The organism is Bradyrhizobium oligotrophicum S58 (assembly GCF_000344805.1).
Lineage (GTDB): Bacteria > Pseudomonadota > Alphaproteobacteria > Rhizobiales > Xanthobacteraceae > Bradyrhizobium > Bradyrhizobium oligotrophicum.
Genome location: NC_020453.1, coordinates 3,963,315 through 3,987,360, shown reverse-complemented (window position 1 = coordinate 3,987,360; position 24,046 = coordinate 3,963,315). Strand labels below are relative to the sequence as shown.

Below are 24,046 nucleotides of genomic sequence, written 5' to 3'. Positions count from 1 at the left end.
ATCGCGAACCGAGAGTGAGGCCGGAAATTTCGTTCGTATACGCGCCCAAACGCTGGCAAGCTATTGACGAGCCATCATTTGTCGATCGTTCGGGAAGACCTCAGTATTCACTCGGACCCGCTTGTGTAAACACCCGATCAACACGAATTTTTAATTCCACCCCAATGAGATAGCCGCACACGGCCCACGAAGCGTCAGCACCGGAGGTGCATAGGGTGTGAAAAATCTCTTCCTTCTCTTCTCTGAGCCTTGGCTTGGCTTCTTGTTTCCCTTTGCGCCTTGTGAACCAGCCCCACCTGAGCCGCCAATTCGCACAAGTTTGCGATGTGAGTGTCAATCGGGCCACCGCGGCGGTGCCAATGAGCTGCGGTCCAACTGCAAAATCCCTGCCGTTTCTTTGCAGAAGAACGGCACCGAATTCCCCTTCCTTGGTCGCACGTCAATGAGGATCTATCGGCAGTCCCGCTGCAGACTGACTGCGCTTAGCGGCACTGTGCAGCTCGACGTAGTAGACCATGTCTTGCCGCGCTGAAGGCGCAGGCCTCTAACGATCTTGCGAGATCGCGCGACCAGCGCAATTCAAAGAGGTCGGACGAACTCGTCCGCCCGCTTGGACGTCGTGCCTGTGATCGATTGTTGGATTTCTGTGCTGTCGCGAGCCGGGCCTGAGCCCGGCGAGCTCCGGCCGCGTGCATGCGGCCGCGCCGCAGCTGCGGTTGACCGGAGCGGCGGCGCGGCACATCGGAAGCGCAGACGGCTGCGCAGCTCGCGTTCAGACCGCGCGTTCCATCAAACGTTTGGCCTTGCCTTCGAGCTCAAGCCTTGCGTCCTGATGCACCTTGCTGCGCGCCACAGCCGTGATGCCCTGCACGAAATCGAAGATGCTCTCCGGCTTGCGGTTCTCCTCGCCAAGAACTGCTTCGATGACCTTCGATGTCTCGGCTTTGGAAAAGCCATTCTTGCGCAGAAAGCTGTCTCGGTCCTCGTCGGTGCGAGCAACAATCCGCTGCCGCGCGGCTGCGATACCGGCAACGAATGGCGCAGGTGAGGAGTTGGCGAAGTTGGTCAATGCTGGTGCCGCCTCGTGGGCAAAGCGCTGCGCAGCGAACTTCGAATGCCGGATCGTGATCTGCTCGAAATTCTCCACGCCCCAGAGATTGCGGTTCATGCAGACGGCCCGCAGATAGAAGCTCGCAATGCCAAGGGTCTTGCTGCCGACCTCGGAGTTCCAGCAATAGAAGCCCCGGAAATAGACATCCGGCGAGCCGTCCGGCAGCCGTCCCGCTTCGATCGGGTTGGTATCATCGACCAGAAACAGGAACACGTCGCGATCACTGGCATAGAGCGTAGTGGTGTCCTTGGTCACGTCAACGAAGGGATTATGGGTCATGCTCGACCAGTCGAGCACGCCCGGCACCTTCCACCGCGTGTCGCCGGTGCCGTTGCCAGCAATCTGCATCACGGCCGCCACCAGCTCGTGATCCCAGATGCGGCCGTAGTCCGGTCCGGTAACGGCACGAAGCTCGATCCGACCGCTGTCCGCTTCCAGCGTCTTGACCAGCTCGGCACGGTGCGACAGGAGCCCATATTGCAGGTTGATCGCCGACAAGGAAGCTGGCAGTTGCCGAAGATAAGCGGCGGGCGCACCGACCAGCGTGCACAATTGCCCAAAACTCCAATGCGTCGGCGCCACCGGTTCGTCACGACCGGGAACGATCAAGGCCAGCCGCTCGGCGTTGTCTCGGGCAGCCTCAACGCGAATGGATCGGCTCTCGACGGTACGTGCCTGCACGCACTCTGCCCGGCTGCACACGGCGTCATAGAGGTCCGGCAGGTTCAGATATCGCTCGTCATCGGGGCGCGCAAACCACTCGGACGACACCCGGCCAATGCGCTGGCCGCGCGAGATGTCCACCCGGAATCCGCCCGAAACCTTTTGCCCGCCATGCTGAGAAACTGTCACGTTCATCGTCATCTCCTTTCAGGTTGAAGCGCAGCGCTGCGCTGCAACCCTGCCCGTCGGCGAGACCTGGGGTAGCAAGGGCAAGGGCGGCCGGGAGCGGAGGGGTATCGCCCGCCTGACAAGGGCGCGCGATGTTCGCGCGCGTCTGCACGCGCCGTTTCAATGCAAAAGTGCTGAGATCAGATGAGAGGCGCGGAAGACCGGGGAGACCGTGCCGGCCGGCACGTCTCGTGCTTCACCCTTGCCCGCGCGAGGGCGGAGCCATTAGCAATCTCTTCAAAAGGAAATGCTCTTTCCGTTTCTGGACAGCGGCGAAAGAAGCGCAAAAGAAGCCCCGCCTCCGAAAAGGCAGGGCCGATGATCCAGCGCTGGTCAGTCGCCGGCGCGGCGCGACCAGATCAGCGTGAAGCCGTCATCGCCGTCGATCTTCACCAGTGATGCGTAGAGCGGCGCCGGGAAGCTTGGATCGTCGAGCTTAACCGAGAGATATTCGCGATCGCTGTCGCGCGAGGTCTTCTTCCAGGCCGCACCGAACTCGGTGCTCCCGGCAAAGATGCGGTAGTCGGGCGCCTTCTCGTGGTCCTTCTCGGATGCGACAAACTTGGCCTTGACGTTCAGCGTCAGCGTCTTGATCGAACCGGTGTAGCCGTTGTCCGATGCGGTGAAAGTGCCGATGGTCGACATGGCGATCTCCGTCTGTTTGGTCGGGCCGCGCCCATCGCGGCCTCGATGGCGCCTCTTGTGCCCGGGGGCGATCGGCCCGCAGCCCGGAGGCCCGCAGCATAGCGAAGGACGGCGAAAGGCCGGCTTTTTTGACTTCCGCGAGGAATGCCGCCCTTCGCGGCAGGGGAAAAAAGCTGGCCGAGCCGTTGCGGGAAGGCGATCGAGGACCTTCCGCCCCTCGGGCCTGATCAGCCACTCGAGGTCCGCGTCGGACGCGTCATGACCATGCTGACGGAGAGAACACTGGCGACCGCCACCGACACAGCATACGGACACGGCCCGCTCGGTCGTACGCTACTGAGACCATCAACGGCAAGAACTGCGCATCCCAGCGACAAGCTGGACCGCTGCTTTCGCGTTCGCGGCGCCGCGGTGAAAATGCGGCTGGAAGGATCAACTCGGCGCCATCTAGAAACCTCCGAGCGCCGGACGATCGTAGCGGCTGGCGCGGTCGTTTGCTGGTTGTCGAAGAACGAAGACTTCGACGCGGTCGCCTCTCGTACAGCGGGCGGCGTCTTTCGAATGGATCGAGGTCTGCGGTGATGGTGGGGCTTTGATGGGCCTTTGCCGCTGTGCTTGAAGTGAAGCGGCCGCGCGCCGGTCAGGCGCGCGGCCGAAGTTTTGTTGCATGTGCACCGCGCCGTTCGAACGGCCGCGGTTCTGGTATTACTCGGCGGCCTGAGAACAGATCTGCTGACTTGTCACCTCAATCGGCGTCTCGCCCCTTCCCTGCGGCTTGGCCGTCCTCAGCAGGGAGGGCAACCAGTCGGTCGGCGCCAGCAACTGTTCGGCGGCTTCCGCCATCTCGGCCTTCTTCATACCCGCCATCCGCTCGGCGGCCTCGCTGCTCACGCCTTCGCAAACCGCCTCCAAAATGCGCGCCTTGGTGACGCGACCGAGATAGCTGCGCACCGTCGGCCGCCAGTAGCCGGTCATGTGCAGCGAGACGGCTTCGGCAAGGTGGTTGGCCGTCGCCAACGCGCGGGGCCGCCGCTCCCACGGCAATTTGACGGCGTTAACGGTCCAGGCGACGCAATGCGCAAACAGCGCCATGCGGCTATCGTGGTCGAGTTCGACCACGACGCTCCAGAGGGCCGCAACGTCCCGCGGCATCTGCCTGGCCCAATTGGCGTGCCGATCCGCCCAGGCCTTTCCTGCCGGCGTATCCTCGATCCCATCCGCATGTGCGGCCAAATCTGTTCTGACCGGCTGGATGCCGACGACATGCGCATTTGCCCCGAGATAGAAGATTTGCGCCGCAAGCGCATGGGTGACAGCCACGATCGCCGCCTCCGGCTGTTCGCTCAAATTGAGGCGCAGCCCCAAGGTCTGATGTGCGGTGAGGTCGCGAACGAGAAGATCGGACAATGGTCGGTCGTCATCCTCCTCCTCGGGTGCATCACCCTCCTCGCCGTCGCCATCCGGCGCCGCTTCGCCCTCCGCGCCTCCATCTCCATCCGGCGCCTGCGCGTCGCTCCCCGGCTCGGCCTCAGCCCTGGGCTTCTCGTCGCCGGGGCGAACAAACCCGCGCTCGATCCGAAGGCTGCCATCGTGATTAAGGATCACGAAGGCGCCGCCCCGCGCGACATCGTCGGGATCGTAGGCCTGCCGTTTGGCCTCAAGCCGATCGATCTCGGCTTCCAGCTCGCAGAAGCGGACATCCACATGGTCGGGGATTTCGTCCACCGTCTGATGCCATTCGGACAGTTGGTCAACCTCGTGCCGCGCCGCCTCCAACGCTGCCTGATCCTCCGCCGACAGCTCGACCTCATGAGGGTAGACGCGCCGCATGCCATGTGCATGCGGAAAATCGAAGTGGGCTTCCGTCCATTTCCAGCCCTCGGCCTCACGCACCGTATCAGCCTCGCGGCCGAGTTTTGCGGTCACCAGTAGATCGAGCAGCGCCACATCTTCGAGATAGCCGCCGCGATCCTCCGTGAAAAGGTCGCGCAGGACCGTGCCGCCCGCCTCCGTATAGGCCTCGATCCCGACAAACCGTGCTCGCCGGTCGGTTGCCGCCACGTGGGTCTCGGTGAGCATGCGGCGGACAGTGCTGGCATCGCGGCTGTAGGACAGCTGCTCGAATACTGCCTCCTGCCGGGCGTGGTCCTCGGTCAGCGCAAAGGCCATCAGCTGGTCCAGGGTCAATTCGCCATCGCGATAGACCTGCATCAGCTTCGGGGACACTGCGCCCAACCGCAGCCGCTGCCGCACCACTTGAGCGGTCACGCCAAAGCGGGCCGCGATCTCCTCCGCGCCAAACCCCCGTTCGTCGGCGAGCCTCTTGAACGCCGCGAACTGGTCGGCCGGATGCATGTTCTCCCGGGTGACGTTCTCGTCCAGGCTGATTTCGTGGGCATCGTTTGCGGTATCTATCATGCAGCGGATCGGCTCGGTCTTCTTGATCTCCTTTCGCTTTACGCGCAGGAGCTGGGCCAGCCGCCTGCCCTCGCCGACGGTCACCAAATAGAACCCCGTCGCAGCCCCCTCTCGATCCAACTCCGGCTCGACAACCAGATTTTGTAGAATCCCCTTCGCGGCAATGCTTGCCGCCAGGGCCTCGATCGCCGCATCGCTGTGCGGCGTCTTGCGGGCGTTCTTCGGTGACTTCTTGAGCTTGTTGAGTGGGATGAAAACCTCCGTCCCGCTCTCCACAATGGTTTCGACGTGATTGGCCGACATGATCAATCTCCCTTCTCTCGCTTGATGGGCGCAGCGCACACTCCGCGCCTGCGCCCCTGCCAGTCGGCGAGACCCGGGGTAGCAAGTGCCAGGGCGACCCGAGTGGAGGGGGATCGCCCGCCTGAAGGGCCGCTCGAAGAGCGGGTCTGCACAAGCACATGACTGGCCGCGAAGATTCAGGACGTGAGAAAGCGCGGAAGACCGGGGAGACCGCTCGGGTCGGCGCCGGCATTGGCCGGCGCTCTACCCTGGTGCGCGCGAGGGGCAGCGCCCCATAGCTCTTCAACAGAGAAACAACAGCGTATGGGCGGAGCGCCAGCGGAGACCATTCGCGGGTCGCGAGACCGGTTAAGAGGGCAGCCGAAGGAGCGTCAGCATAGCGCCGCCGAAGGCGGGACGCGGGACCGACTGCCCCCGGCGAGCGAATCGAGCGCGACTTCACGACCCGTTGGTATCAATTTTGCTTCTGTGATATCGTGTTGGTGTTGTGCACGTCGATGCGCGGCGTGTGCATGTTCACTGAGTTAGTTTCTACAGAGGACCACATGGCTAAGAAAGCGAAGAAGGCAAAGAAGACCGCGAAGGCCGCCACCAAGAAGGCGGCAAAAAAGACTTCAAAGAAGAAGAAGTAGTAGCCGCTCCCACAATTGAGAATTTGAGCCGCCGGACGGAAAGCGAACCTCTCCCTTAGGATCTAAACGGTCCTTACGGCCATGCGGTTTCAACTACATGGCACGATGAGGCCGGGCCTTTGTGCAGGTAACCGCTGCATAAAGGTCCGGTTTTTCGTTTCTCACCCGGAGGACATGATCAGCTGTTGCAAAGAATCGATGCGGCACGGCCACCACGCTCTTGCGGCGGTTCAAGAGAATCCTAGGACATAGGCCTAGTGGCAGTCCATTCCTCGTTAGAGTTCGTAGCGTATGGTTCGGCCCCCTGCGGATAGGGATTTGAAGCATGACCCGCCAGTCGGCATCAATGAGTCCGTGAGACAGGGTTGCCGCGATATACCCGAAGGCGGATGCATTATGCTCACCCTGAGTTTTGCGAGTTTGACCCGTAGGCGGCAAGGACCATTTCGGGTCACGAGGTCCCACTCGGTCTCCATTCAATCTTGCATGCCGGACCGCCCGTGATAGCTTCCCTCCAGCGCGGTTTGGCGATTTTCAGCGCGCCGCATCTTGACGGCTAGTGATCGCGCGCAGTCTCAGCTCTAGTGTTTTTAAAGCAAAATGATGAACACGCACTATCTCGCCGTATGGAAATTGTATGGGATAAATACGCTTGCGTCCGGCGCTACAAACCTTGAGCTCGCACGCCTGAACGATCCAAAGATCGTAGCAACTTTAGCTACTGACCCCGAGCCGTTTTTCCTACACATAGATCAAGCGAGGGTAATTGCTAGCCAAGTCTTAAATGGGCTTTTATCCAGCCTAGCTCAGCAGGACACAATTGAAGAGAGATTAGCTATCGAGCTCAAAAACGTGAGGACCAATCGAGCAAATCAAATCGGCAGCGGTATGTTTCTGATTGTTAAAGGCGAAACGAATGTTGCCGAGCCAAATTTTGAGATACGCAAGGATACTGAAACGCTCGCTGTATGTTTCGACGCGATCGACAAGTCAGCGATTAAAGAAATATTCCGTCCATCGATTCAAGCTGTCCTAACGGCGATCACGCTAAGTATTCCCTCGGACGCCGACCACCAGATCGAGCCCATCGGCGAGGTCATTTACTTGGTCGGCGCAGATGGCAAGAAGCCCATTTATTCCTTCAGCTTGCAAATGGGCTCCGCGCGGCTTTCGCTCAGCTCTCCTCTGAGCGCTGCCGCTCTATCGAACGCGACGAAGTGGATCCCAAGACTTGTCGACTATGAGAATCTGGCGCGACCAATCAGCTTAGCTGTCACTTCGATAGATCGGACGACAGACTCACTTCAAGGTTTCCTGGCCGCATGGTCTGCACTTGAAATTTTTGTCAACGTAACTTTCAAGGAGAGATACAACTCCCTATGGCACGACGCAATGCAAACTGGCGCGCCGGATGCGGCAAGACCAATCTTTCGGCGCATCAATGAAGTAATGAGCGACAAGTACCGGCTGACTGACAAGTTCTTGCTGATCGCATCCCTGCTCAATACAGGCGCGGCGGAAGCCGACGCTCGCGAGTTCGGCACTCTAAAAAAAGTACGCGACAATCTATTGCATGGCCAGCCCACAGCGCATCTTCCAACTGAAGCAGTCCATCACCTGCTCTTTAAGTACATTTCGTTGCATCTGGATCGGATCAAAGGTTGAGGTTCAATCCCCCCGCGGGACTATCGATCTCGGTGCAGGCCGCGACTTCTCCTGTTGGTCCATTGGCGTGCTAGCGGCGCGCCTCATTGAAGTCCACTAGGTGACGTATTCAAAATCAGCCAGCCCCATCCGAGTGCTCAAAGCATTTACAATTTTGTGCCCCGTGCGCGAGGCACTATTTCGCACAGCCGTCCGGGTTTTGGCTTAAGCCGCTTATCTCGGTATCCGGTTCGTTGTAGCTCTTGCAGCTGGCGCACTTGCCTGTGGAGCTGCTTTCGCTCGCGCGCTCCCCTTGACTTCTTCACTAGCCGCTTCTTTTCCAACCCGGCAACACATTGTGAGATTCTGCGACTCAAACAGCAAGAAGTGTAGCCTTGGACCATTACTCGACGATCGAGCGGCCGCCCATAGAGGACAGGAACAGCTGGAGGTCACCAGATGGAATAGATCCGAGGGACGGGTCGATGGGAGTCGGCAGTCCGCCGCGGACGACGTCAAACATGAAGCTAGTCATGCGATGCGTGCTGGAATCAGATGCGAATGTGTAATCAATGCATCCTATCACGATCAACTTGACAGCATTCTTACTGCTGCTGATCTCCAGACCCTCGGCAAGGTCTTCCGCGCTAACACTAACATTGAGGTCCCACTGTGCCAGCCCGAGAACCTCTGGAAACTTTTCATTGGGAAACAGGGTGGCAAAGCCAGGACCAATGGGTTGTCGACGGATTTCTGCGCATCTACTTTCAAGCACATCAGCCGGAAATGGACCGCCACCCTTCACCGCAATGAGCCATGCGTGGGGTGTTATCGAGAGAGCTGGAGCATTTCCTATGTTTGTGAACTTGAAGGAGATGCTCATACTAGCGCCGGTAGGATGGCCCGTTCCATAAAACTGCAGGGGCTGACCGCCAACTCCGATCGCATCGATCCGTATCCATGCGCGATTGGATGCAATTATAGCCTTTTCCGCGGCCATCGCGGATTGGTTTGCGGCTCTGGCGGAGTCCCGAGACAAAGCAATCGATTCTTGCGTATCCTTCGACTGACGATAGGCATACCACCCGAGCACGCAGGTGGCGGCGATCAGACCGACGGTTGCTGCAAAAAGAAGGCCCGTCCATCGCACAAGCCAAACGTCAGAGCTTCTCTTTTCTTCTCGATCAGCGGCCTCTTGATTTTGCTCATCAGCACTTTTTGGGGCGGGTGTCACCTGAACGAAAAATGGAGACTCGGCAGTGCCTCTCGGCGGTGTTTCAGAGCGGGCCTGACTAGTTGGCTTCAATTCCCAGAACTGTACCCGTTCCGCTGGATTTACGAGCCAAGGGAGTCCGATGAGAAGCCAACCTGCAAATAAAATCAGTGCTCCGATAGCTATTCTACCCTCAGTCAACCGCCCGTCCCCTCTGGTAAAATGGTCAATGAAAAACGCGACTCGGGGATGAGCGTCAAGGGAAAGATAGCTTTGGCGAGCCGTTGACCCTTCTCAACTTAGAAGAGCCTCATTAATTGGTCCGGAGCGAACGCTCGAGATCCCTAACGAAATCTTCGGCCTGCTGTTGGGCTAATCTGAGCTTGGTCATGGCCTCTCCCAATGTGCGGCTTTCGAAAAGTATCGAGTTGAGTTGTTGATTAAACTCATCGGAGTCAAAACGAGCTGATGCGTCCGAGATATGCTGCGATCCCACCGTTACTGTAATATTGCGCGCTGCATTACGCACCTGCATTGCCGCGCTTTCCAGTTGATTCAGAAGGTTATTAGCTTGGCCCATCTCTTCGACTGTCAGTCTAAGCCCCGCACCGAAACGGGGTTGTTCATTCAAGAGGGACGTGCCCGGGACAGATCTTGCGCGAGCTGCCTCAAGTATTCGGATTACCGACTCTGCGGAGTCGAACGTGTCTTCTATGTTTCGGCGCATTTGTCTAAGCTGCTGCCTAACAAAATCGACTTGGCCCACAGCCGGAGGGATGCCCGTTCGCTGGTCGCGGAGCATGATCCACGTCGAAGCGACCGTCGCGACGCTAGAAAGCACCGAAAGCGCCTGCAGTATTATGTCAAAGAACTCTGGATCTAGTTCTGGTCGTTTGTCGCTCACGTGATCGTCTTGAGACATTAGGGGCATACCATTTTTCCAAGTTGACGGTTTATCAAAACTCAACCTAAAAGACGAGGCAACCCAAATCTGTCGCAACCCATGTTTGGTGCCCATTGGATGGCGGCAATCTCGCGTTATCAGCCCCGCCAAACGCGTAGATCGCTCGATCCGGCAATGTCAGCTCAGCAATGCTGCGCTGCAGTTCGGCGAGATCGCCGGACTTACGAGCCACTTCACAACGCCTGTCTCGGCACGTTCGGCCGCGGCGTACGTTGGTGACAGCGGAAGCCTGCGATGGCGCTGGTGCGGCTGCGGCCGCTTATCAATTCCCGTTCAAACTCCGCGACGCCGCCGGACACGACCAACATCAGTCGGGCCATGCCGTCATCGCGGTGTCCGCCCATATAGGTCATGCAGCGACTTAAAGTGGGCTTTCTTGTCGACAAGCGCACCGAGCCTATTGAGCAGATCGCGGGTCGATAGAGCAACCGATCAAACCGTGTCACCAAACGTCTCCGAGACGGCCAATGACACGGGCCACCCGCTTCCGATCGAACTTCGCGCCGGAGACCTTCTCTTGGAAGCTCTCGGTGCAGCCGGCTCCCTTCAGCACCGCGACCTGTGCTGTGAGGGATTGACCAGCCGGTTCCGGCGTCCACCAGCTCGACTCCGTCGACTTCGAGTCACTAGGATGTCGAGGTCGTGGCTTCTGCGACCGACGCCGTTCGCCTCAAAAGCAACCCGGATGGGCAGCCGCTCGCCCATCGGCCGTCCCGGACATCTACGGCGTGTATACGTCACGTCCACGCGCTCTCCTTTGGACGACACCCATACGGCATGATGGATCAGGTAGATGTGGAGCGGAAGGCGTCCGATCTTCTGGGCCAAGCGGTGGCGGAATGTGTAGCCGCCACTGCGTGTTGGTCGCGTCGCACTTGTTTGGCTCCCGGGGAGGCGGCACTGATGTGAGTGGCAATTCCTATATTCGCTACCGCGTCAACAGCTTCGTCGCTCGGGCCGACATTCGACTCGCCACACCGTTCCACAAAGCAGTTATAGGCCACAAAGAGGGAAAGCGGTTTTGACCTTCACTCGCCAATCTTGCCCGCAGTGATCGTATCGTCCGAATGCTCGAAGGCGAGCCCTTTGCACGTGCCTCCGGTGAGCGATACATTGTTCAATCACCAATGATCCGTGCGCTTAGCTAGCGCAGCGAAACGCTTGCTGAGCGAATATTTAGCTTCGTGAGGAAGACTGTCCACGATTTCCCGATCGGAATCTGTTGGCTTGATAAGCGTTACCATGCCTTTCTGGTCGATAATTGCGGTCACCCAACTGTGGACGAACTTGCTCTCTCCTTCGTCCTCCGAATAGCGGCTTCTCTCGATGAACAATTCGAGCTTGATCAGCATAAGGAGATCGCAGCCGGTTCTCTTGAGTACCTCCAGCAGGAATCCCGTGCGGCAAGTAACCGCGTCACCTTCTTCGGCTCTAGCGCCCTTTCCTTCGCCTCGATGCACGCCCCACGCTTCGGCTGTGTACACAATCTCATCGCCCGGATCGCGCCAAGTGGCCCACCAGGGATCATTACTCACCAAGCCATATTCCTTATTGAACGCCATAGTGAGGCGGTCGCGCTGAATAGACGCGCGCGATCCAAAGAGGTCGTACTCGTCCAACTTGGCATAAGCCTCGCGCCTACTGATCCATTCAATGCAGGGGGCACTATCACGATGACGACAGTTATCATCTTCGTCCCCGTCTTCATTTTCGTAGGCCTGGGCCGTCGGCAGGTACATGTGAAATTCAGGAGAAGTGCCGACTGCCACAGCGGCACGATCGGCCTTATCGGCGGGAACAAGCGCAGTCGATATTTCAACGCGAATGTGGTCTGGAGAACTCCAGCTTCCAGAAGCGATGAAATCAGCGCGGAGCCTACGTTCGTCGTAAATTCCGGCAAGTTTCAGGAGCATATCTTCATCGTCGGTCGGGCTCCTCTCTTTATCCGCCGCCAAAATAAGTTCGTCTCTCGCCCGTGCTGGGTAGCGATCGGTACCGTCAGAAAGCCATAGTCCATCGCGTCGCGTAACACGGTAGTTGGAAAGGAAATCGTCCCACGAATCTTCATAGCTCTCGACTCGAGCAACTGGCCGCTCAAGAAACAGTTCACCAGCAGTGAGCGCTAAAGCATGCCACGCGAGATACATACCGTAGCTATGGAACTGGTCCTTCGTCCCCTCGCGATAATCATCGTGCGGCTTCCGCCTGCCTGCGTAGTCGTACATGGACGTTGCCGTCGGGGATAACCTCCTAATCCAGCTTATGCAGCGGTCTCCCGTTTGCCACTGAGGCAGCCCGAATAGGCGCCCTAAGCCCGCCACTTTGTATTTCTCGAAGTCGTAGTCAAAATGAAAATGCGGCTCGGGCTTGGACATATCTTCAGGGCGATGCCAGAGTTTGCCCGGTACGTGCTGCGTCTTTTCCGGTTTGGGGTATTTGGATACATGGACCGACGCAATCCGCTTCAAGATCGCTTTGGCTTCGCTGTCTGCGCTATTTCCAAGACACGTTTTCAAAATCGTTGCCGCGACCTGGCGAAGACCCACATGCGGGAATGAGTCATTCAGCGCAATCGCTTCGAGCGGATCCACAAACACTGCGACATCTTTCGGAGAATCGAGCGCGATACGGGCGATCGCCAGTAGGAACCAGAACTTGGCGTGCAGCGCCATGAACGGTATTTCCTGATCTTGAAATGCACCCGCGCCGGCGGTGCCCAGTTTGCTAAAGAGTTTCGCGATAAGCGGCCAGCGACCGTTGCGGGCGCAAGCGCGAACGACGTGAGCCGCTCGCCATCGTGACAGCGCTTCAGGAGACCCGAGGCAAAACCAGATCAGCCCCGCGACAACCTCCTCCTGATCATCACCGGGATCAAGCTCGTTTCGCCAGACCCCATCGCCGACTTCGTCGGCGAGACGTCCCGCTGCGTCATCGAGCAGTCGTTCAAGTGCCGCTTTTGGAACCGCTGGATCAGCCGCAGCGGCAGTAAGACTAGCTAGATTCAGCCACGTCGTCGCTGCGGCTTCAAGGTCGCGCGTGATGGCCTCGGTGACGAGATCGATTGCAAGATCGGTTCGGCTGGCTCGGGTAAGTTCCGCGAGCTTGCTCAATTCCCAGTTAAATCCCCAATCGGCGGACATCAGTTGTTCCGCGTGGGCGCTTACGAGGCGTTTGGCGAGGCTATCGATTGAGGCAAGAGCGCTCGGAGAATCCGCTTGCCACGCCTCTTTTGTAACCTTCAATAGCTCATTCTTCGAAAACAGTTCGAGATTTCGTGCTAGCGCGATTGCCTCGATGTGCTTCTCGCGGTCAGCATAGGCAATACGCGGCCAAAGTGCCTTGAATGCAACGACTTTCGCATCGAGCGCACGTTCCTGCTTTTCAAGCGTCTCGACCAGTGCTTCAAGCGCTGCCACGTCGAGGGGGTCGGTCGCGGCGATTGCCGCCTCGATCTCGGCTTGGCCCTTCTGCTGGCGGCGAACTGATTCAGCCACGTGTTCGGCGTCGAGTGGGGTCGAACGCGAGGTTCGATCTACCTGTCGCCGCGCCTTTTCCTCAGCTTCGAGCATATTGAGGCGAGGACTAAGCGCTGAAGACACCTCCGGATGCTTTTGCAGGACCTCGCGGATTTCCCTCAAATAGCGGCCATAGGAGCCGGTTGGAAAGGCGTGCTCCAGTTGGTTGAGCACCTCGTTAAAGAGTGCAACGTCCGTCGTGGTCGTGAGTAGCGAATCGAACAGGTCACGCCAGCCCCAATCCCACATCCCGACAGGCTCAGTCAGGCCTAACAACAGGACGCAATCTGCAGGCGGAAGCACTCGATCGCGCAGGAGAAACGAGAGCGCTGCTGGCAACGTAAGTTCAAGATCGACCTTGTCGCGATCATGCCAGCGTGCGATCTGAGCAAGGTATTTTGTGCCCCAGATGCGTGAGAAGGCCTTACCGGCAAGAGGCCACGGAAATTTGTGTGAATCGTAGTTGTTCAACTCGCAAATCTTAGCGAGACGCAAAGCTGCCGCTGGATTAATTGGCCCATCCTGTACAGACGCAGCGAAACCAAGAAGCTCGTTCATAAAGTCATGGTCGCCGGACCCGATAGCATCAAGTTGCGTTAAGCCACGCTTGAATAGAAAGCCCGCCTCGACCTTGTTCGCCGGTAAGAGCGCCCGGGCGAGGCGCGCGAACAAGCCAGCGCGCTGCTGCACTTCATCTTCGAGGCCAATGACCTTCAGCGCAGCGGTCGCTGCGCGTCCAGCGAATGCGTGACATTCCGGATTGGCGGATAGTAGTTCGACAAAGCGGATCCGCACGTGCGCGTATATAGATCCAGCTTGCTCCACGCATTGCTCTAGCAACGCGGCCGTCGACTGATCGAGCACGGCGATAGACGGGAGAAGGTGCAGCGCGCAGGTACTATGGAGTTCGTCAAGAAAACGCTGTTGCTCCTGTCGGGACCAAGCACTCGCTTTCACGGCGTCCTGTGCCTCTCGCCAGGATGCAAAGAAAGCAATTGTCGCGGCCTTCTTGTCGACAGGCGTTCTTGCCTTCAGCAAGCAGACGACGCGGTGACCAAGACGCAACACCGGCAGCACACGGTCTTTAACCCTGTCAGAAACACGATGCCTGTCTGATGACGATAGCTGCGATTTGCTTGGCGCAGCACCTTCGCGCTTGGGTTCACGGCCTTCGTAGGGCGGATCGACTTTCAGAGCCTCGAAAAGAAGCTTATCTTGGGCCTCAACGTCCTTCGGAACATCAAGGTCCTCAACGACGCGCCAGAGCTGTGCGGGTAGGCAATCAAATAGCGTGAGGTCGCGTTCATCTAACGTCGCCTGAACGGCAGCGGCAAGAGTCCATGGCAAGACGTAATTCGTCGGCCATGGGTCCGACAATCCCCAAAAATCGTAGCGCCGTGGCGACGCCTGCTCGAGAATTGCCTTTGCTTCTGGACCTAAGCCGAGAGCACAGGCGCGCAGGGCGCAACGCAATAAGGATGCGCGAAACGAATCATCTTCGCGAGGAACATAAGCCTGGGGATCGGTCGGCTTCTCTTGCCGTGCCGCAAGTTGCCGCAACACGAGCGTGGCTTCGGCATCACTGCCAACGTAACTGAGGACGGCTGAAAGTAGCGCTGGTGGCGCCTCTTTACTTCGGACAAAGCGTTCGAGGGTGGCGGGCCATTCAGGATATTTACCAAGGGTATCGGCCATGCCGAGAAGCGAGAACAACCTGCCAGCCAGCTTGTAGCCGAAATCGGTGTCGAACTGCCCGACATACCGTGCGGCCACTTCCTGTCGACCATCGACGGTCAAATAGAAGGGGATCGCGACATGCTCGCTCTCATCCGCCCGATGCGTGCGCATCGTTCCGTCGTCTTGATTGTAGGACCATCGTATCCACTCTTCAGCGCGTACCGCATGACCGTAGGCGGCGCCAAGATCGCGATCCAGCGTGTATGCAATCGCAAGCCGCGAGTGACGCTCACCAACCCAACCGAGCTTCATCTCGAACAGGCGACGAAGGGATTCAGGATCGGCGAGCCCAACAACGAGATCAGGATTATTTGCAAGGTACCGATCGCCGCGCTGGTTGACGAGCGCCAGTGCCGATAATTCGACCAAGAGATCTGTTGTTGCGTCGAAATCTCTTACCTTGGCGGCCGCTCCAAGCGCCATTTTAACGCGCACCAGGCGGATCGCGCGTTTCGGCACCTCACTATCGAGTTCTGGCGGAAAGCGTGTATCGAACGCCAGCTTTCGCAAATCATCGACGCGATCCATCGCTGAGAGCAGCATTGGAAGAGCGCGTGCCGCGTAGACCGATGTGTCTTGCGCATCGGTCAATCGAGAGACCACGGTCTCCATCAGGTTGAGCTTAGATGCGTACTTGCTTTTGACTAGTGTCTCGGTCGGTTCGTCACGAAAGATCAAGCCGTGCTTGGTACGCTCAAGCAGCGGTGCCAAGTCGGCGGCGAGGCTCGACGCCTCCTCCTTCAGAAGCCCGAATGCCAGGGCCATTTCGTCAACGGGAACGGGGGGCGGGAGAACCGCCAGTGCGCAAAGGAAGCTGTCGATTGCACCTGATTTAGCCCCTTTGGTATCGGCAAGCTTGATCGCGCGCTCGATCCTATCCTCGATCAGAGAATCGAGAAGCACCTTCTCTGTGGACTCGTTTTCACCGGCTAACGGACGATCCGGTTCGATCAAGCTAGCGAGAACCCGCGGATTACCGTCAGAGCGGCTGCGAAGCGCGGAAATCTGGGCGGGCGTTGCCTTGGGGCGCCGTGCTAAAACGAAGGTGGTGGTCTCTTCGGAGGTAAATGGCTCTATCGCAAAAGGAGTGCATTCGGCTGTCCCTATTGCCAGTTCCCGCCGCTCGGGCCGCGCCGTTGCGATTACAATAAGCCCATCGATAGGGGGATGATGTGTCAGGCTTTCCAGTAATTCTTTCGGGAACGAGGGTTGGCTTCGCTTCTTCGCTTCGTCAGCAGCATTGTCGGCGGCATCCATAATGATGATGAGACGTGCGGCTGGCCTAGTCCTGCGCAAGGCCGCCAAGGCTTGAGTAAACCGTGTGATCGCGCGACGGATCACTTCGCTCGGCTCTGACGACCGAGGCAGGATTGGGTCGCACAAGCCGCGGCATGCCAACTCGTTTACAATGTGCATCAAGCCGCGCTCGGGTCTGTGGCGTTCGTCGATGGTGGATCGATAAGCGCCGCCGCCGAAGCAATCAAACAGTACGACTTCGTCGGTTAATCCGAGTTGCGCGGCTAAGCTCTGGACAAATACGGTTTTTCCAATACCGCCTTCTGCATGAACGAGCCACCGTCCGTGTGATCCCACTGCGGCAAGGAAGCCCGTGAGCTGAACGCGTTCAACGACCTCGCCCACCGCCGGAAATGCGTCGGGTGTGGGTAGGAGATCATCCTCGTGATCGAGCAGTAACGCGGCGAGGACATCGACCTTTACAATGAGCTTGTTCCTCTGACCTTCAGCACCGTTCTTGTCGCGCACAAGTTTGCGCAGGTCACCGATGCGGGCTCGGGCCATGAGATCGGTAGACGCAGACCAATCCGCGATGATCTTAGCTGTGCCACCTTCAACCGTGGCTAGATTGACTGAGCCACCCACTAGTTCAAGGCGTTTCAGAAACTCGCTCAGTGACTTGCCCTTGAAGGGGATCGCGCCACAAAGCTGCTTGTGCTGTTCCTTCGCGCCCTTACTCCGAGGTTTGCTGCCGGACCGGGCCGCTGCGAGCGCGTCGGCAAGGTCATCCGAGATTGGGCGGTTGGTGAAGAGCGTATAGAGGAACTTCGCGCGTGTAGGCGCGGCGCCGTGCTTCCTCGTGAAGCCTGCGTCAGCGGTTGCAAACTTCTTTATGGTCTTCTTCGCGTCTGAAAACCGCATAGGGGCCTGGTCGCGCGCGACCGAATACTTGAATTGGGTAACATCGATGCGGGTCGCTTTTGCGAATGTGGGCTGCTCGCCATAGAAGAATGTGGCGTCGGCGATCTCTATCGCTTCGGTCGGTGCGCCATCTTCAATGTCCTTCGACAGGCCCTCAACTGTGATGCCGCAGAGCCCATCGCGCGAAAAAATGAGTTCAAGGGACCGTCTTGCTAGCCACGCTTCATGAAATTGATGACCGTCCTTTGACGCGCCAATGGCATCAATGCCAACTCGCTTCGAGCGTGCCGGCTGCTTTTTGGCGGGCTTCTTCTGCGTAGGTTTCTTTTTTGCGGATTTTGGCAAGATGCTCTCAGGTAATCTCTTCGTTGAGTGGCAAGATACAGATTTTGGCCTGCGGTAGTTCCATAAAGCCGCGGGCCTCAACTTATTCCAGCATAGCCGCATGCCCTCCAGTATTTCTCATAATCTGGCCCTGCGAGTTCGGCGGAACCGCGGGCTCACTAACGGTGATCGGGACGGCGCCATGGCACCCCAGCGGCAATCTTGACGTAGGATACATGATGCCCCCAACAGCCGCCGTTACACTCCTTCACAATCTGGCAACGATTCTTCCGCATGGCTTGTGGCGGCGTCCGCCTTTTCCCAGCTCGGGCTCTCGATGGCGGCGAGGCTAGCCCAGTTCACGAAGATAGCCCTCCAAGCTTCGCAACCTATCCATACTCATGCTCGTTTCGAAGCCCATGAATATTGCAGGGCGGCCACTCCCGGCCGGCCCCCATACGACGGTCGTTTGAAAATCAGCTTCTCGGTTTCGCCATGTGCGCCAAGCGTGTTGCGCTCTTCGAAAGTGAGTTAGGTAGGTGGGATCTGTTGCAAGACGGGCCTCAATTGCTTGCTCCAGTTTCTTGATCGCTTCTTCGCTATTTTGGAGCCGACTACGTTGATTGACGTTATTGTCGCGCGTTGTCCGGGCGCTTAGTTCGGGAATGAAACGCGCAAGCGTAGAAACCACATGCCTCATGTATTCAATTGAGCAGAGAATAAACAGCACCAATTCTCGTTCCGAAACCAGAGCATTGAGTTGATCATCGTAAGCCAAGTGCCGCGGCGAACCATGGACCAGTTCGTTCCGCTTCTTGAACAGCGCGTTTAGCTGCTTTTCAATCGTGCGTCGCGACAGCGCTCCCCTGCGGAACGCATCCGTCATCAGTTCGGTCCAGGATTTTTGGACACGTGCTAGTATTGATGGCGCAGCTTCTTTGGTAAGGTCGTTCAACGTATCTTCGATTTCGTCGAAGGAGGAAAAATTTCTGCTCATCGCGACGATATCACCAATCGAGAAATGATTGACGTGCGCCTGGAGAATTAGGCCGTAGTTGATCTTGAGGTCTTTCAGTAGCCGAGCGTTCGGATTTATGCGTTCCGCAGAATAGTCGATCAAGTGCTTTACTAGCGACCGTGCAAACCATTCCAAGCAGGTTGCAACGTTTACCAGCGCAAGCGGCCAAAGTTCGCCTTTGTCGTAGTCTTGCACGATGAGCTTAAGCTGCCGAAGCCTCATGATGCAGATTTGAGGACCTTCATTAAGGTCGCCGTGGGAAGCCAGTTGCCCGCCAAAATCCACCTTCGGCACGTTGATTATTTCCCTCGCTGGGACTTGCGCTCGGCTGAGCGCGCGCTGTGTTTCTTAGTCGTGATCGAGATGCAGAAGTGCGGTCAGCAGTTGTCGCGTTCGACGAATCTCTCTTCAAACCATGATACTTGCGACGGTACGCAAAAACGAATCGCTGCGGTTCCAAGATGCACGTTGGATAAGTCGGAAATTGTGATTTGGCTGCTTGACATTACCCCGGCGAGAGTAGTGTCTGATTCGTGTCACCTGCAGACCAACCGACCATTCGGCAGCACCGCGGGCTCACCGAGTGCGGATCGAACAGCCGAACGCCCATGCGACCGCGCGATGCCGTGCGACACTCGACCACGATCACCAGTGCGACGCTCTCTATGGTCGCCGCGCTGTCGTCCACCACCGGGCGCTTCAGCCGGTTCCCGAGGTCGAAGCAGATATCCGAGACCGTGATGCCTTTCGGCCCTGCTCGGCGGACCTAGGTCAGGACGCGATCCTGGGGACTCAGGTTCTTCGAGACCCGCTTGGTCTGGCTGTCCACCACCGGAGCCGGAAGGCCGCAGGACCGCTCAGGGAGAGCGCTGGGCACCACCTCTCCGCGACGAGCAGCGGCCGACGCGGCGGAAGCTCTGAGATCTGATTGGTCTGAAGGGTAGCCTCACCCGATGTCTCTCGATAGAGCGACGCTCCGCAGAACACCTAACCCGAAGGGCCATCAAGTCAGCGGCGCACAGCAGCCTAACTGTCCCACCGCGCGAGCATTGGCTAATCCCGGACCTTCCGGTCGGCGCCGGGGATGTCCGGTCTCAAGGTTCAAGAACAATCCTCGGATAGCCGCAGGGCGCTTTTAACGCCAAGCCGACGGATCGGCGGTCTCCGCCGATATCAGCTCACTGGGAACTGCGGGCCAGCCCGCCTGGATGGTCAAAAGGACGGTTTGGGACCCTGATCGACCAAAGAACGATAAGCACCTTTCTTCATGTTCGAACCACCGATTGACCACCGCTACAGCGTGAACGAACGTGGAAGATCGTTAGGCAATGCCACGAAAAACGTCAATGTTATCCGAAACCTTCGAGAAAGCCGGCCCGCTCATAACGGTCTGGTTGCTGGGTCGAGGCCTGCATTCTATCGGCGCGATGGGTTGTCGGCGAACCTTTTGAAGCGCTGGTGATCGTGAGTCGTGGTACACACAATCCCAACATGAGAATAGTTTGATGCCAACGCCTCCTCGTACGTTAGAAGACATTGTTGAGGCGCTGCGGCCGAAACCGGGCACAACGCGAGAATGCACCGTGCTACTCGGTGCCGGCTGTTCGATCAGCGCGGGGATACCGTCGGCAAGTGCCGTGATCGAGCATATTAGGACAACATATCCTGCCGCCTACGCGCGTGCGACCCCGAAAGACTATCCTGGCTGCATGGCCAGTCTCGACCGGGGGCTCCGCCGCGACCTTATTGGCGGATACATCGATAATGCGAAAATCAATTGGGCCCACCTCGCGCTCGCTCAACTTATTGATCACGACTTTATCGATCGGGTACTTACCACCAATTTTGATCCTCTCGTTTCCAGGGCCTGCTCACTTATAAACTCATTCCCGGCAGTTTATGACTTCGCCGCATCGCATCTTTTCAATCCTGATCAGGTGAGTGAAAAATCGATATTCCATCTCCATGGCCAGCGTGATGGCTTTGTGCTTCTCAACACACGTGAGGAGATGAACAAACATCGACGCTATGTGAAACCTGTTTTCGAGGATGCGCACAAAGGCCGGATCTGGATTGTGGTCGGTTATAGTGGCGATAACGATCCTGTTTTTGATCTTCTGGCCAATGTCCGGACGTTTGAGTATGGGCTCTATTGGGTAGGCCATGGAAAGACGCCACCCGCCCATGTCTCCAAACGGCTCCTCACCCCCCGACACGGCACGCACTTCTTGGGTGATTGGGATGCCGATGATTTCTTCGTTACGCTCGCTCAAAGGCTCGGATGCTTTCCCCCGCGTTTCGTAACGCAGCCGTTTTCGCATCTAAAATCTATGTTTCAGATGCTGAAGGACTACAAAGCCCCGAGAAACAATCTGGACGACGAGCCTGGGCTCCGCGAAAGCCGGTTTGACGTCGCCGCCGTCATTCGGCCCCAGCTCGACGCCCTGATCGCCGGCCAAGAGCAGGTCCTATCTGCCGAATACTATTTCCTCGCAGGCGAGCATGAGCGTGTTGCCGCGTTGTTCAGGGGCCGGTCGCTGAAGAGGCTAACCGAGCGGGAACGGGAGATTTACGGCTGGTCCCAAATGATTTTGGGCGATCGCGCGCACTCAACGGCGAAAATCGACGATGATCGTGACGCTTATCGGAAAGCCGCTGAGCATTTCGCCATCGCTACGAAAATTCAGGCCACCGAAGCTGATGCCCTCTACAATTGGGGCAATGTCCTATTCGACCTGTCCATGGCAGTCCGGGATGGCGCAATGGAAGTGATGACTAGGGCGGCGGAAGCGCTGCTCAACCGCGCCGTCGCCAAATATCGGGCTGCACTGGCAATAGATCCTCAATTTTCAGACGCCCACAACAATTTGGCGAATGCGTTGGCGGATCTGGCGCGCGCAGAGTATCCTCGCAGCGACAATGGGATACTGAGAGAAGCATTTTATCATTACGAAGCGGCGCTCCGACACACCCAGACGCCCGACATCGTTCACAATAATTTTGCCAAGGCATTACATGATTTGGCGCGGATCACGGACGACCTCGTGCTGTTTAAGAAGTCGATGGTGCATTTCCAAGCTGCGGGAGCGGCTAATCCAAACTATTTCAGCGTCTATTTGAGCTGGGGCCACGCACTTGCCGATCTCGCCCGTAGCACCGGCGCCCCCAAAAGCTATAAGGCGGCATTTGAGAAATACCGCCGGGCTGCAGAGATTGAGCCGACGGATACAGCCGCGCATCACAGCTGGTATTATACTATCCTGGAATTTGCGAAGAAATTGAAGGGAAAAGAAAAGGCGGCTTATTTGAAGCAGGCCGCGGCCGTGTCCGCTGAACAGAAGCGCCGGCGGCGCAATCTGGAGCGCCGCATTCTGCGGTCCGAGGGAGCGAAGTAGGAGGCGTACGCCGAGAGGCTTTCAGTTGAGCTTCAGCCCCGCGCGGCGTAGACGGTGATTGTTTCGCTCGGCGCGGATATGCACCTCAATGATCGAAATCTAGCCTAGGTTGAGCAGCTTCCTCCCTCCGTTGGGCGCTGTAGTGCACGGTGAGGAAAAGCGCTCAAGGTGGGGTGCTCTCCGTCGCGGATCAGACTGGCCCTCCTTCAAGCGACCGCGCGCGCGGCTACTTTGGTTTCTCCGGTGTCGTGCTCGGCGTCGTGGATGCGGCTTTCGCCACCAGATAAGTGGCGTGACTAACCGCCATCATGGCGGCCATCGACGTTCCGACCGGCGGCAATGCGGCAATCAGGATATCGACCCTCTGGATCGCGAGCAGGATTTCCTGCTGCGTGAGATCGTTGATCGCCGAGAAGATGGCGTTTCCGTAGGTCACCAGCAGGCCCGACGTGATCAGCACCATCTGCACGCGCGAGATGTCGATCTTGTCCTTGTTGTCGGTGTCTTCGCCGAGAAACCAGTCGGCAATCGAGGCACGGTGCCGCGGATCGTATCCCGTGACCTTGTCCTTGAACATGCCGACGCTGCCGACCTGCCGCGTATTGTCGGCCGAGATCGCCAGGGAGTCGTCGGAGCCCTTGATCGACTTGATCAAGGCGGACAACACGGTCGAGCCGAACGAAATCCCCAGTACACCCCAGATTCCCGTCGGAATCTCTGGAAAGAATCCGTTTTTGACCGCGTTAGGCAAATCGGCCACCGCCTTGGGGAAATTGCGCGCCATTTCGGAGACGAGACCTCCGTTGAAGATCGCAATCGCCATCACGCTGGTCAGGACGAGAACAGTCCAGAACGTCACCTGGGCCAGCGCCAGCGAGTACCGGCCGTTCGGACTGATCAGCGCGCCGAGCGGCGTTCCGTTGACGCCCTTGCCGAGCCCGACCAGCACCAGAATGACGCCGAGCATCATCAGCGTTGCCGGCATGGCCAGCGACACGCCGTGGGTTCCGCCCACCGGCACGTGCCAGCCGAACAGCCACCACCCGACGAACTGGGCCACGTGCCCTGGCCAAGTGTCGGCCTTGATGACGAGGTTTTGCGCGGCAAACTTGACGGCTTCGCCGAGCATGGCGAGGCAGTCGAGATTTTTCTGCCGGTCGGTCGCCGAAACGCCCCTCGGATCGGCCGGCGGTCTGGTCGCCTCGGCCCATTTGGTCAGTTGGTCAACGCATGCGGGCCCCCGATCGGAAAACAGGTCGTACAGCTTCTTGTCCCGCTGCTGCCTTGCGTCATCCAGCGCCTTGCCCTTCTTGTCTTTCAGGACATCGCCCGGGGTCTCGCAGGTTTTCTGGTCAGCGGCCCCTTCGGGGGGACATGGCGGCAAAGGCAGCGAGCTTGAGAATTTCTGGCCCTTTTCGATCTGCCGGTTGGTCAGGAGATCATAGGCCTGGCTGAAACTGCTCGCGGTCCACAGTAGGCTGAACGCCGCGAGAAAAAACAGCACTCCGCCGGAGAGGCCGATCCACCAGCTCGGCTTTCGATACCAGCGTTGTCCGTCCGACGACGGGACGACGCCGGAACCGGTATAGCTGGAAGCAAAGGGCAATTCGTAATCGGTGGGGACTTTTGCAGATTCGAACAGCCGATAGGTTCGCGCCTGCGCGCCGATGCCTGCAACAAAGTCGCCGCCGGGCTTTACATCCGGGTCGGAAATCCAGGCGAGCGACTTCGGCGGTAGATTGTCGCGCGGCGGCACGCCGCTCTCGTTGATTTCCCAGAGTACCGCGCGCTCCGGCAACTCGGCCGGAGGCATAAAGGCGTTGGTATCGACCGCGTTCACGGTCGACACCATCATGTTGTAAGTGACCATCGCGGCGGCGGCGTCGGCGCGCGGCGCCAATTGCCGCTTGAGGTCACCGTCCAGACCGCGACGCTTGGCCGCGGCGGCAAGCTTGGCGACCACGGCGTGCAATCGCGTGAGCGTCTGATCACTGCGATCCTTGGCGGCGAGTCCCGATGTTTCTCCCCACACGATCGAGAGCAAATCCTGATCGGCCATGATGCGTCCCCCGGCGCAGC

General features: G+C 58.3%; 11 protein-coding genes. 2 read left to right on the top strand and 9 right to left on the bottom strand.

All coding sequences use genetic code 11. From position 1 onward, the window contains the following. Positions 1 to 772 precede the first annotated feature (772 nt). From S58_RS17085 to S58_RS17075, 3 genes are all read right to left on the bottom strand, one after another. Positions 773 to 1,969 (bottom strand): hypothetical protein, encoded by a 1,197-nt coding sequence (locus S58_RS17085; RefSeq protein WP_015666595.1) that lies wholly within the window; start codon positions 1,967 to 1,969, stop codon positions 773 to 775. Between the two features lie 366 nt (positions 1,970 to 2,335). Next, positions 2,336 to 2,647: a DUF736 domain-containing protein gene (locus S58_RS17080; protein WP_015666594.1), complete on the bottom strand. Its 312-nt coding sequence runs from the start codon at positions 2,645 to 2,647 to the stop codon at positions 2,336 to 2,338. A 705-nt stretch (positions 2,648 to 3,352) separates the two neighbouring features. Beyond that, positions 3,353 to 5,368 carry a ParB/RepB/Spo0J family partition protein gene (locus S58_RS17075; protein WP_015666593.1) on the bottom strand — a complete coding sequence of 672 codons (2,016 nt, stop codon included), beginning with the start codon at positions 5,366 to 5,368 and terminating at the stop codon, positions 3,353 to 3,355. Between the two features lie 1,235 nt (positions 5,369 to 6,603). Between S58_RS17075 and S58_RS17070 the strand changes: the two genes are divergently transcribed. Continuing rightward, a complete protein-coding gene (locus S58_RS17070; RefSeq protein WP_015666592.1) occupies positions 6,604 to 7,665 on the top strand; it encodes a hypothetical protein in 1,062 nt (353 codons plus the stop codon). Between the two features lie 382 nt (positions 7,666 to 8,047). Here S58_RS17070 and S58_RS37595 read toward each other — a convergent pair whose 3' ends face one another. From S58_RS37595 to S58_RS17050, 5 genes are all read right to left on the bottom strand, one after another. Continuing rightward, positions 8,048 to 9,058: a hypothetical protein gene (locus S58_RS37595; protein ID WP_015666591.1), complete on the bottom strand. Its 1,011-nt coding sequence runs from the start codon at positions 9,056 to 9,058 to the stop codon at positions 8,048 to 8,050. Positions 9,059 to 9,170: 112 nt separating this feature from the next. Further along, on the bottom strand, positions 9,171 to 9,761 hold the full coding sequence (locus tag S58_RS17060) for a hypothetical protein (protein ID WP_144058336.1): 591 nt from the start codon (positions 9,759 to 9,761) through the stop codon (positions 9,171 to 9,173). Between the two features lie 233 nt (positions 9,762 to 9,994). After that, positions 9,995 to 10,174 (bottom strand): recombinase family protein, encoded by a 180-nt coding sequence (locus tag S58_RS37590; protein WP_144058335.1) that lies wholly within the window; start codon positions 10,172 to 10,174, stop codon positions 9,995 to 9,997. A 768-nt stretch (positions 10,175 to 10,942) separates the two neighbouring features. Beyond that, positions 10,943 to 17,575 (bottom strand): NACHT domain-containing protein, encoded by a 6,633-nt coding sequence (locus tag S58_RS17055; protein ID WP_015666588.1) that lies wholly within the window; start codon positions 17,573 to 17,575, stop codon positions 10,943 to 10,945. 328 nt (positions 17,576 to 17,903) lie between these two features. After that, a complete protein-coding gene (locus S58_RS17050; protein WP_015666587.1) occupies positions 17,904 to 18,866 on the bottom strand; it encodes a lysozyme inhibitor LprI family protein in 963 nt (320 codons plus the stop codon). Between the two features lie 1,415 nt (positions 18,867 to 20,281). On the opposite strand from S58_RS17050, the gene S58_RS37585 reads away from it, so the two are divergent. Further along, complete coding sequence (locus tag S58_RS37585) at positions 20,282 to 21,967, top strand: SIR2 family protein (RefSeq protein WP_144058333.1); 1,686 nt, start codon at positions 20,282 to 20,284, stop codon at positions 21,965 to 21,967. Positions 21,968 to 22,193: 226 nt separating this feature from the next. On the opposite strand, the gene S58_RS17035 is transcribed toward S58_RS37585, so the two are convergent. Continuing rightward, complete coding sequence (locus tag S58_RS17035) at positions 22,194 to 24,026, bottom strand: hypothetical protein (protein WP_015666584.1); 1,833 nt, start codon at positions 24,024 to 24,026, stop codon at positions 22,194 to 22,196. Positions 24,027 to 24,046: the final 20 nt, after the last annotated feature.